The 10,989-nt window shown below is 32.6% G+C and carries 12 protein-coding genes; 4 read left to right on the top strand and 8 right to left on the bottom strand.

The window, feature by feature from the left end; translation table 11 throughout:
- A partial coding sequence (locus Aru01_RS17035; protein ID WP_042111657.1) for a putative DNA modification/repair radical SAM protein occupies positions 1-1,122 on the bottom strand: 1,122 nt, incomplete at its 3' end.
- A 729-nt stretch (positions 1,123-1,851) separates the two neighbouring features.
- Positions 1,852-2,409 carry a lipocalin family protein gene (locus Aru01_RS17030; protein WP_016656625.1) on the bottom strand — a complete coding sequence of 186 codons (558 nt, stop codon included), beginning with the start codon at positions 2,407-2,409 and terminating at the stop codon, positions 1,852-1,854.
- A 447-nt stretch (positions 2,410-2,856) separates the two neighbouring features.
- Between Aru01_RS17030 and Aru01_RS17025 the strand changes: the two genes are divergently transcribed.
- Positions 2,857-3,294, top strand: a complete 438-nt coding sequence (locus Aru01_RS17025) for an N-acetyltransferase (protein WP_016656624.1) — start codon at positions 2,857-2,859, stop codon at positions 3,292-3,294.
- A 273-nt stretch (positions 3,295-3,567) separates the two neighbouring features.
- Here the strand turns inward: Aru01_RS17025 and Aru01_RS17020 are convergent, their stop codons facing one another.
- Both Aru01_RS17020 and Aru01_RS17015 read right to left on the bottom strand, forming a co-directional pair.
- A complete protein-coding gene (locus Aru01_RS17020; protein ID WP_016656623.1) occupies positions 3,568-4,161 on the bottom strand; it encodes a hypothetical protein in 594 nt (197 codons plus the stop codon).
- Positions 4,162-4,672: 511 nt separating this feature from the next.
- Complete coding sequence (locus Aru01_RS17015) at positions 4,673-5,041, bottom strand: MerR family transcriptional regulator (RefSeq protein ID WP_016656622.1); 369 nt, start codon at positions 5,039-5,041, stop codon at positions 4,673-4,675.
- 92 nt (positions 5,042-5,133) lie between these two features.
- Between Aru01_RS17015 and Aru01_RS17010 the strand changes: the two genes are divergently transcribed.
- The 3 genes from Aru01_RS17010 to Aru01_RS17000 all read left to right on the top strand — a co-directional run bounded on the left by Aru01_RS17010 (position 5,134) and on the right by Aru01_RS17000 (position 8,044).
- Positions 5,134-6,219: an SDR family oxidoreductase gene (locus Aru01_RS17010; RefSeq protein ID WP_016656621.1), complete on the top strand. Its 1,086-nt coding sequence runs from the start codon at positions 5,134-5,136 to the stop codon at positions 6,217-6,219.
- Between the two features lie 438 nt (positions 6,220-6,657).
- On the top strand, positions 6,658-7,278 hold the full coding sequence (locus Aru01_RS17005; protein ID WP_016656620.1) for an NUDIX hydrolase: 621 nt from the start codon (positions 6,658-6,660) through the stop codon (positions 7,276-7,278).
- Positions 7,279-7,600: 322 nt separating this feature from the next.
- Entirely contained in the window at positions 7,601-8,044 is a 444-nt protein-coding gene (locus Aru01_RS17000) for a hypothetical protein (protein ID WP_016656619.1), read from the top strand.
- Between the two features lie 811 nt (positions 8,045-8,855).
- Here the strand turns inward: Aru01_RS17000 and Aru01_RS16995 are convergent.
- From Aru01_RS16995 to Aru01_RS18735, 4 genes are all read right to left on the bottom strand, one after another.
- Positions 8,856-9,173, bottom strand: a complete 318-nt coding sequence (locus Aru01_RS16995; RefSeq protein WP_016656618.1) for a hypothetical protein — start codon at positions 9,171-9,173, stop codon at positions 8,856-8,858.
- A gap of 110 nt (positions 9,174-9,283) precedes the next feature.
- The gene (locus Aru01_RS16990) at positions 9,284-9,799 is read right to left on the bottom strand and encodes a HEAT repeat domain-containing protein (protein ID WP_016656617.1); all 516 of its coding nucleotides are present in this window, start codon (positions 9,797-9,799) and stop codon (positions 9,284-9,286) included.
- Between the two features lie 57 nt (positions 9,800-9,856).
- Positions 9,857-10,264: a hypothetical protein gene (locus Aru01_RS16985; protein ID WP_016656616.1), complete on the bottom strand. Its 408-nt coding sequence runs from the start codon at positions 10,262-10,264 to the stop codon at positions 9,857-9,859.
- Between the two features lie 3 nt (positions 10,265-10,267).
- Positions 10,268-10,435: a hypothetical protein gene (locus Aru01_RS18735; RefSeq protein ID WP_016656615.1), complete on the bottom strand. Its 168-nt coding sequence runs from the start codon at positions 10,433-10,435 to the stop codon at positions 10,268-10,270.
- Positions 10,436-10,989 lie beyond the last annotated feature (554 nt).

Raw genomic sequence — 10,989 nt, 5'->3', positions numbered from 1 at the left:
AGCCTTATTGTATGATATTCCTATTTTTTTTAATTTATCTATATCTATTTTTCCAAATTTACGTGCATGAATTATTTTTTTAGCAGAACGAACACCAATACCAGGTACTCTTAATATTTGCCAATAGCTAGCAATATTTATATCAACAGGAAAGTATTCAGGATGTCGGAGTGCCCAACTGAGTTTTGGGTCAATATTAAGTTCTAAGTTTGGATGTTGATCACTAACGATTTCAGTCGCATCGAATCCATAAAAACGAATGAGCCAATCAGATTGATATAATCTATTTTCTCTCAATAATGGGGGATGAGAGCCTATAGATGGTAATGATTCATCTTCACTATTAATGGGTATGTAGCCAGAGTAATATACACGTTTTAAGTTAAATTGCTTATAGTGGTGGTCCGCCATTAACAGAATATCTTTATCTGTTTCATTATGTGCACCAACAACCATTTGAGTTGTCTGACCAGCTGGCACAAATTTAGGTACACTCTTTATGAATTTTTTTTCATCTTTGAGTTCAATGAGTTTATCTCTAACAATACCTAAATCTTGTTGAACCTCAATGTGTGATTTTTCTGGAGCAAATTTTTTTAAACCCTCTACAGTAGGCATTTCAAGGTTAATGCTCATTCTATCGACATATAAGCCAGCTTCATGAATGATCTCTTTTGAAGCACCTGGGATTGTTTTAAGATGAATATAACCATTAAAATTTTCTTCTAGTCGTAGCTTTTTCACCACTTGGAGCATTCGCTCCATTGTATAGTCTGCAGATTTAAAGATACCTGAACTTAGAAATAATCCCTCTATATAATTTCGTCTATAAAAGTTAATTGTTAAGTCAACCACTTCTTGTACGGTAAAAGCTGCACGTTTTACATCATTGGAACGTCTTGATACACAGTAAGCGCAGTCAAAAATACATACATTTGAGAATAAAATCTTAAGCAAAGATACACACCTGCCATCTTCAGTATAACTATGACATATACCAGATCCAGTATTACCCAGGCCTTTGTCTTTATTTTTACGATTACTCCCACTTGAAGAGCAGGAAACATCATACTTAGCAGCATCTGCTAAAATTTGAAGTTTTTCTCTGATACGTTCGGTCATAATACTCATCAACAACTGTATGGTTTGTGATCATTATATAAAGTCTGATGCAAAATTCTCATTTCAAACTGAGTTGTGCGACATAATTTGTCACTTAAATGAAAATATTAAAAAATTTATAGTAAATTTAATAAGTTAATAATTTATATAATTGTAACTTTAATGTTGTTTATATAAAAAGCACATGTTTTTTATTAAAAATTATGCATATGTCATAATTCAAATAAAAATATTAATAGAATTGTATGGTATTTCTTGGTGTTGGCAATCGATATTTTATATAAATAATTGTGTAAATATAGATGGATCATCATGTCTAATCTAAACATTAATGAAATTTAAGTATTATTGTTAATGCTTGGTGTTATTATAAAGTGTCATAATTAAACATCTTCTGAGTTTTCTATCCGAATGTGAGTGTGCTTTTTATGACTTTAAATGCTAAAATATCATAGTTTTTAATTATAGAGAATTTTAATATTAAAGATGAATTTTTAATATCTAAATTGTATGTGGTTTTTATTGTTTTAAAAAATTAAATTAAATTAAATTAAATTAAATTAAATTAAATTAAATTAAATTAAATTGGGCTGGAAATTAATAAATTTAAAGTGAGATAAAAGTAAAACTATTAGAGTAAATTCTTGCGTTATATGGTTTTTGTAAAGAAGATATTATGATAAAAGCCCTTATATAAGGGCTTAAATTAAACCAATAAATATTTAAGTATTACTCTAAAGTATTTTGGGGTGTTTTAATCAGTTTTGAAATATCATAACCTTGCTGAGTAGCTGTCTCTAAATAAGATTGATATGTGCTTTCATCCAATTTAGGTGTCCTAGATAATATCCATAGATATTTATTTGAAGGTCCACCGACTAAAGCTACTTTGTATTCTGGATCTATTCTTAGTATCCAATAATCTCCCTTTGTAAATGGCATCCAACGCAGTGCGCTAGGTAGGAAACTTACCTTTAATTTACTATTTCCAGCATTTTGAGAAAAAGCTCTACCATGAGCTACATTTTTCTTCCCATTCTTGTCTAAACAACTGTTTGTTACATCAATAGTGTTATCGTTATTTAATGCATAGAAAGCCGTAGTATCGCTTTCACATTTACGTTGAAAGTACATCGGTAGGCGTGCAATTTCATACCATTTACCAACATATTTTTGAACATCAATTTGATCAACAGCTTCAACTGTTGATTTGGCATGTGCTCGTATAGTCAGTATGGAGATAGAGATTAGGACCACACCTGCAAGGATTCGTGATTTTGTATTCATAATATTCTATTCTCAAAGTTATATTACAAAGACATTGAACCATTTAAAGGAAGATAAGGGTGTAAATATTTATAAAAGAAGCTCAATTGTTTTTTCAAATTCCTACTGATAGGCCAAGTTGTATTGTTTAGGTATAGTGGTTTAAGCAAAAAACATGTGGCAAGATTATTAGTCAAACAAGATAAAGTATCATCTGTTTTCAAAGGAGCTAATAAACATGTAGTTGATGTTGAAAGCTGGGGAGGAATGGCTTAAATTATTTAAATATTATTATGATAAAAATGTAAATATTATTTAACTCTTTATACAGAGAAGTGAAAGTAACAAAAAGTCCAGTCTAAATAGGGTCTTCAAGCATATTTTGAGCTCATCTGATTAAAATATAATTAAATGTAATTCATTTCAATTGTCTTGTGTTATTTTTAAATAAATTTTTAGGAGTAAAACATGATGAGTTCATTCACTATTAGGCAAGCAGATCCTCATGATTTTAGCGAATTAACAGAAATATGGTTTAATGCATCAGTAAAAGCTCATGATTTTATTTCTGAAATATATTGGAAAAATAATAAAGTAAAAATGCACGATACCTATCTTCCAATGTCGGAGGTTTATCTTGTAGAAGATATGAGCAATATTTATGGATTCATCGCTCTAGTCGAAAATAAGATAGCTGCAATTTTCGTATCACCTGAATTGCAAGGTAAAGGTATTGGTAAACTTCTCATCAATCACGCTAAGGGCATTAGAAATAATTTAGAATTAAGTGTATATCAACAAAATATTAATAGTGTTAGATTTTATGAGTCAGTTGGTTTTAAGGTTGTTGCTGAAACCTTAGATGAGGAAACTAGATCAAAAGAGTTTTTAATGCGATGGGAATAAGTGCGTAAAAATCTAGTTAACACGATGGCTATCATACTAAGCATACATATAGGTATGGTTTGATTTAACAGATAACATCACCAACAATATTGTCGAACTGACATGGCTTAATTCTGATTTTAGTCCTTTGAACTAGGGTGAAGGAGTATTATGATTTTATAATCTTTACTCCTGTAGCTAAATTCAACAAGAAAAAATAGGATGCGATTGTGAAAGCCCTGAGTTAAAGGGCTTTCGATTAGGTATTGTTAAAATAATTATATATACATAGTATTAATTAATAAGATTTGAAGCTGATTCAAATGAACATGTTACATAGGCTTTGTTTTTGAACTCAAAGACATATATGCCATAGTTTTTAGCTATATAGCCAGCAACTTTAGTTGGAGGGAGTCCTTCATTTTCATAATCATAAAAGACGATATTCTTCTTTTTAATGAGCGAGGTATATTCTTTAAGTGTTATACCATTAGTTTTTTCAACCAGTTTCTTTAAATTGTCATAAGACATTTTTGTTTCAGTGTTGAATAATCCACCATCTGCCTCGCCGGCTGGAACCTCATGCCATGAAACCATTACAGGATGTGGTTTCTTAAAGGTCACTATAGGTGATTCTTCATTAAATAGCATTGCGCTTTTAAATATATCCGCATAACGACGATAATTTAATTCTTTATTGAGATTAAAATCACCAGTTTTCGCGTTATACATGTGAATGTAATTGGTTAGAACAACGATATCTCCATCTGTTTTCGCGTATTTACACATCAAAATATCTTGTATCGGGTCGATACTTTGGGCGGCAGCATTATTGGACAAGCCAGTGAGACCGAATAAAGCTAAAAAGATATTCAAAGTTTTTTTCATTTTTGACCTGGTATTGCAGAAATTCTGTGTCACTCTATCATTAATATTAATTGTCGTTTAATTTTATGAAAGAATTTGGAAAAATAGACATCTATTTCATAATCAATAGCAGTTCGATGACCAAAGTGCTTTGATATAGTTATAAGCCATATGACAACAACTTCTTCTGAGCCCATGATTAAATACATCAATACTGTGGATTGACTCACTTAAAGAGAGTGCGATTCATATTCTACGCATAGGAAAAGTGGCATAAGCATTTCGCTGATATTTTGACTTTGCTGGAAAGATGGCAGTAGAAGAATGTTGTCTATTCGTTTTAAATTAAAATTAAGTTTTATATTAAAATGCTTAACTGTAATGACGTTTTGAACATACAGGTAAATATTTTAGAGAATTTATATAAAGGCTGATTTTAATTTTCTGAATGTGTTGCTTTCAATAAGCATGCATTTTCCTCAAATTTAATCTAAACCAACCTCATATTACGAAACTCAATGTTTATGCCTTGTTATTTTATTTCACATTTATTATTTAAAGGGCAAGGTTCGCCTTCTAAAAGGTTTTCCAGCATAGTCTGCATTTGTATTAATTGAGCTATCTTTTCTTGGATAGTACTTAATTTCTCCAATAAAATTTGATGAAATTGTGTAGCTGGGATCTCTTCTACATTGATTAAGTCGATAATTTGTTTTATCTCTGCAAGGGTGAAACCAAGATTTTTAGCAGTTTGAATAAGTTTTAATTGTTGTAAGATCTGTTCAGAATAATCTTTATATCCATTATTGCGTACTAACGGTTGAATTAATTCCATTCTCTCATAGAAACGAATAGTATCTCGACTAAGATTAATCAGTTGAGAAAGCTCTCCAATTAGCATAAACCTTAACCATTTATATTTTAGGCCCCTTGACCTTTGAGTATACTCTAAGGTTTAGCATAAATCTTACCAAATTTATTGAGTTTAGTTTTATGGCTATTTATTCACAGACAGCCTTAGTAGTGGGTGCTACTGGATTTATTGGCAAATTTCTTGTGGCAAGCCTTCTTGGTAAAAATGCTCGTGTATTAGCTCTTTGTCGTAATATTGGTGATCAGGCTGATCAATTGCGGCATTGGTTAACGCAAAAGGGAATAGATCATCAACAGCTTACCTTTATCAAGGGAGATGTTACACTACCTGACTTGGGTTTATTACCCCAAGACTGGGAAAGTTTAAGAGATGTTAAGTATCTTTATAATGCCAGTGCATTGTTTGAATGGAATCTAACGATGGAGCAGGCTAAGTTGGTAAATGTTGATGGATTGACAAATTTACTGTCTACCATCAACAAGTATTGCCATATTGAGCGCGCAATTCATATGTCTGGATATATGCTGACTTTAAAAAATCATTTAGAGGGAGTTGGTATTTATAGGGAAAGTATTGAAAAAACTAACTGGTCAAAAATTTACAAAACATTGGGTGCTTATGAGGCTTCTAAAATCCAAGGACATTTTAACTGGATTAAACAAGCTGAATTATTGGGTATTCCATGGACAGTTATTCATCCGGCCACTGTTATTGGAGACGAAGTAACAGGGGAAATTCCAAATAACCAACCAATCACGTCTTTGATTCTACAACTTAAACAGAGAAAAATGCGAGCTCTTCCAGGTTCATCTTCACATACTCTTCCTTTAGTATCGATCAATATGTTGGTAACAGCTATTCTATATGCTGCAAAGGATTTTAAAACACTGAGACAAGAGGTTTTAGTCGCAAACCCTCATCAGCTAACATTTAAATCTTTAGTTGGAATTATTGCTCAGTCATTACAAGTTAGACCTCCGCGTCATTTTATTTCGATTTCATTATTAAAGCGTATATTCAAATGGAAATGGTTAGCAAAAAAATTAGACACTTCTCCAGAAATACTAGATTTTATTAGAACAGAACAAATAGATCTAGCTTTATACAATGAGTTGAACACATGCTGGCAAATACCATCAACTGAACTTTCAAAAACAATTCAACAGACCGTAGAGTGGGTGAGCAAGCAAACCATTCAGGATTAAACTTGCGAATTTTAGGCACGTATTATGAGTTGTATGATCTCTTTTAAAATAGGTCATACAATCTCAAGAGTAAGGGATAATAGGGTCTGTTTGAGTTAATTAAGGATCTGTGATTTTAATATATTTAACCTTAATCCGTGTACTGATGACTTCCGAAGAGTACGTTAATATCAGTTCAGATATATTCAAAGAGTGCATTAAAGAATGAAGCCATTGACGGATATGCAGTTGATGTCAGGTGATTGGGTGAGGGGTGACCAGAGTAGATTTTGCAGAGTTAAAGCCCTAAAGTAAAGGTTAGGATTTTTTAATATATCTTAAGCATTTGATTTATAATGTATTATTAAATATGTTTTTCATAAGGTGTGTTATGTTAATTTTAGTTTAATTGAATAGTGTTACACTTAGCTTTTCTGTTTCTTAAGATCAAAAGAGTATATGAAAGGTTCTGCTGAATGGATTGAAACTCTGAACAAGATTACCGGATTAGCACAATCTGGTTTGTATTATACAAAAGATGTTTATGATAAAGAACGATATGAGCAACTGCTTGAACATGTTCGAACTTTAATTGATCTAAAAGAAATAGATACTAAAGACTTTATTCCCAATGTTCTTCAGGATGTCGGCTACGCAACGCCAAAAGTGGATATGCGTGCTGTAGTTTTTAAAGAAAAGAAAATCTTATTGGCTAAAGAAACTCAAGATGGCTTATGGTCTATTCCAGGAGGATGGGCTGACGTAGGGTTCTCAGCAGCAGAAAATGCTGAAAAGGAAGTTTTAGAAGAAACTGGTATAGAAGTTAGAGCAACTAAGCTGTTAGCTTTAACAGACAGAAGAAAGCATCCCCATCCCTCAATGTTTCTCCACGTTTATAAAGCATTTTTTTGGTGTGAAATTTTAGGTGGTGAGCTAACACCCAGTATTGAAACTCCAGAAGTAGGTTTTTTTGGTAGAGATGAATTACCTCCTATATCGACAGCACGAGTAACGGAAGATCAAATACAAAAATTCTTCGGATATCTAGAAGAATTGCCAGAAAAAACTCACTTTGATTAATCCAGTTTAAAATATGGGCGTCATGCAAAGTTGATACGTAATCTTAAACTAGAATGTCCGCTTTAAAAACTATCTGTCCTGATCTAGAACAACTAGAATCAGGACAGGGCAGCGCTTTAATGCTCTGGTCGCTTCATAAGGTGATTAAATACAATGAATGTCAGCGAAACATGGTGCTGTTGTGAAAGCCCTCAGGTGAGGGCTAATACCCATTCTATTATAGCTATTTAAAGTTTTTAGTTAGGGGCTTCTTTATTTGCACAAATATACTCAATTAGATAGTATAACAGTAGGAAATATAACGATTTTTTGGAAAAAATGAATGAAAAAGGGTAACTATATGCGTAATAGTTTGGTAATACGCTCAATCGGGTTTGCTTTTATGTTCGCAATATCCATATCTACCACTCAAACTTATGCGCAATATGAAAGAGTAGAGCCAATAACACAGAGTGAGTATAAAGAAAGAGCTCATAAAATATTAAAATTCAACGCTGATAGAGACCAATGGGTTGGTAAAAGTGTTGATGATCTAGCATTAGCTTGGGGTGGACCAACCGATACATACAATAGAGCTGATGGTGGTCGCCATGTCACTTACCGAGAGCGAACTTATTATAAGTATTCCATGCTAGGTTCAGTATCACGGTACTGTGACACACTATTCGTTAGTAATGCAAAAGGTATTATTCAATCTTGGCAAGCATCGGGAAGTTGTGACACGCTAGAGAGTATGAAACAAGAACTAATAAATAGATATAATTAGCCCATCTTGAATACCCCCGATTTTCATATCACCAAACTAGCACTCTCTAGATTTTTGACTAAACTGGTTTCGGTGATAAAACCATGTACAAATAGAAGTGACCAAAGCTCAATTTCGGCTAATTGCTAATCTGTCAACCAAGATTTATTGCTAAATATGGGTTTTGTTAACCAAGAATGTAAGTAGGTTGTGGGTGAAAAACATGATAATAAGGTAAAAGGATTAGTTGGTAGTGAGAGGCTAGAAATGATGAAAAACAATTTGGCATCAATTCTGCACTAAACTATTGTAAATTGTTGTTTTTACATTAAATATGGTGGGCACACCGTGACTTGAACACGGGACCAACGGATTATGAGCGGAGACAAGTTTTAATTATTTTACCATATAAAACAATAGTTTAAATTCGATGTGAATGATCGGAGTGAATAGGTTCGAGGAGACCGCAGATAAATTAGGAAGTGTAAGAAAACTAAAGCTTTTGACTTTTCTAGGGCGAAGATGAGCCAAATGTAAGTTTTGCAAGGTATAAGAATAATAAGCTATTTTTTGTGTGAAAAACTGACGAAAACCGCAAAAAGACCGCGGTCTACCACGGGACAGCAAAGATAGACCCCAGAAATGCAACGAGTTTTTTATAGACCGCAAAGACCATGCTTGCTTTGTAGACAAAGCTTTGGACCGAAAACTCCTCCTCGATAGTAATGAGTTTACATTTACTGGGAATGGGCTTTGAGTTTTATAAGAAAGTTGATGGGTAGATATTTATTCTTTACATAAAATAAATTTCAAACTCGACATTGGTTATAACTCATAGTTCCAATGAATTTAAAGCCCTTTTCCACTCATCATTTTGATTAGAAAAACTCTGACTACGACTAGTTGGTGGATTTTTAATTATAAAATCATGTAATTGCTTTTTAGATGCAGGATCTAATACTTCAAGTATGATAGGGTTAGCCACAATATTAGTGCTAAGTTCACTTAATACAGCACTTTTATATTCATGGTTTTTTGAATCTAGAGATCTAATAGTATTAGCCATTTCTTTTCCATTTAATATGGTTGATGCTAAATATCCTGCCGCATTATTGCTAATAGAATCACTTTTTAATAATGATTGAAGCATGTATCGTGTATCTTCTATAGATGGATTGGTTGAGGCATAACTACTTAAAACAACATCCTTGGTATTAGGGGATAAAGTTTTATTTTGAAGTAACTCTCTAATTGCAGGTGCTATTTTTTTCGTTCAATATCATTTTCTGGCATTTGCCGTTTCTGAGCTAACTCTGATTCAGTTAACATCATTGCATTATTTAGAGCACCAATTGCTGCATTTTGAATATTTTCATCTGTGTTATTTAAAAAGGGTAATATTTCATCAATTGCTTCAATGGGGTTTAAATTACTCAAACTGACAATAATTTCACGGGTAGCAATTGGATCATCTTGATTTTTTTTCAATAAATCAACTAATTCTGAAATTTTTTGTTCGCGACTAAGCCCTGTATCATCGTTAATATTTATTGCGGATTTCATCCAACCTACAGCATTTTTATATATGTTATTTCTATATTCAGTAGTGAAGTCTCCTTGATTATTTTGTTGTACACTTTCTATTTTCTTTGAAGGTGTTTCATTGTTTTCAGATGTGGGATTAATCGAATCTGAATCTGGTTTTGCTAGAACATAACCTAAAGAAACTAATAATAAGGCACTAATAATGTATAAGGTAAATTTGTTTTTCTTCATGATTTAAAACCGTTGTTAGATATTGATACCCTAAGTTCTTTTAGAGTATCAAGGTCATTAATTGATAATACTATGTTTAGGCTCTAGTAATGTGAGTAATGAACTATTATATGAGCCATTCGGGGTCATTCCACCAAGTGAACCATTAGTTGTTTTTTCATATAACCATTTCAAATAAGCATCGCAACGAAATGAACCCTTTTTCCATGTATAAGCCGTACATTGACCTTTACTATTATATGTTGAACATACTTGCACGGCAGGGTTTGGAGTAGAGGAGGTTAAAGTATATACAACATGAGGACGTTGTTGAGTAGCTAGGGCATTCAATTGGGCTGTAGCATTTGCATAACCTGCTGCATATTTAAAACTAGATTTTGCACGAGCTCCCCAATAAGTATCCGTACTTTTAAAGTTGGCGACAGTAACATTTTGAACAACATTTACATAATCAGTTTCATTCATAACTTATGCAATATTATTTGAAGATGCTAATAAGCCTATATGAACTAATGCACCCAACCCCCAAACGGATAAATCACGGCCAACAACATCCCCTACAGCAACAGGATTACCAGCTGCTGATGCTGCAATACTGTACATACTTAAAGAAACAACTAGTAAGACTTTTTTCATAATAATTTACCTTATTAAGTTGAAAGCATAAGACTTTTTCTTATATAAATTGAGTGTATAAAATACAATATGGTTTTTTTAAACAAAACAATAAGTTAATTATTTGCTACTAAAGTTTATTGTTTTCTAAGTGTTTTAAGTTTATGTATTGAAATTTAAAGCTAATCAACTGACATAAAAATAATTAATTTTGATGCTATTTATTGCATAATGATAGATATAACAGGGTGTCTAATTAAGGATCTTTTTATGGTTTCCCTACAAATTGATGCCACTGACTACAAGCACAGATTTTGTCATTCACAAAAAAATCCCCCACTGTAATGCTGCAACATTGTGCAGAATCTCGATATTTTCGGTTTGAGTCTCACCATAGTTCGTAAGAACGGAAAATATCGGGATTGTGGACATTTGCTTGGACATAAAGATCACTTGGTTAGAGTTACAAGGCTTTTGACCAGCGCATAATGTGATTACTTACGCTTGATGGCCTGAACATTATAAGAGTCGTGTAGCTTACGATTTAGCCCAAAATCTGCTTTGTTGCTATATAG

The sequence above is a fragment of the Acinetobacter rudis genome, from assembly GCF_000829675.1.
GTDB classification, from domain to species: domain Bacteria; phylum Pseudomonadota; class Gammaproteobacteria; order Pseudomonadales; family Moraxellaceae; genus Acinetobacter; species Acinetobacter rudis.
The sequence above is the reverse complement of the archived record's forward strand: the minus strand, read 5'-3'. Positions and strand labels throughout refer to the sequence as shown.

Bases quoted from the DNA above. Each gene is read 5' to 3' on its own strand.
- Aru01_RS17030 (WP_016656625.1), bottom strand. From the start codon at position 2,409: ATGAATACAAAATCACGAATCCTTGCAGGTGTGGTCCTAATCTCTATC.
- Aru01_RS17025 (WP_016656624.1), top strand. From the start codon at position 2,857: ATGATGAGTTCATTCACTATTAGGCAAGCAGATCCTCATGATTTTAGC.
- Aru01_RS17020 (WP_016656623.1), bottom strand. From the start codon at position 4,161: ATGAAAAAAACTTTGAATATCTTTTTAGCTTTATTCGGTCTCACTGGC.
- Aru01_RS17015 (WP_016656622.1), bottom strand. From the start codon at position 5,041: ATGCTAATTGGAGAGCTTTCTCAACTGATTAATCTTAGTCGAGATACT.
- Aru01_RS17010 (WP_016656621.1), top strand. From the start codon at position 5,134: ATGGCTATTTATTCACAGACAGCCTTAGTAGTGGGTGCTACTGGATTT.
- Aru01_RS17005 (WP_016656620.1), top strand. From the start codon at position 6,658: ATGAAAGGTTCTGCTGAATGGATTGAAACTCTGAACAAGATTACCGGA.
- Aru01_RS17000 (WP_016656619.1), top strand. From the start codon at position 7,601: ATGAAAAAGGGTAACTATATGCGTAATAGTTTGGTAATACGCTCAATC.
- Aru01_RS16995 (WP_016656618.1), bottom strand. From the start codon at position 9,173: ATGCTTCAATCATTATTAAAAAGTGATTCTATTAGCAATAATGCGGCA.
- Aru01_RS16990 (WP_016656617.1), bottom strand. From the start codon at position 9,799: ATGAAGAAAAACAAATTTACCTTATACATTATTAGTGCCTTATTATTA.
- Aru01_RS16985 (WP_016656616.1), bottom strand. From the start codon at position 10,264: ATGAATGAAACTGATTATGTAAATGTTGTTCAAAATGTTACTGTCGCC.
- Aru01_RS18735 (WP_016656615.1), bottom strand. From the start codon at position 10,435: ATGAAAAAAGTCTTACTAGTTGTTTCTTTAAGTATGTACAGTATTGCA.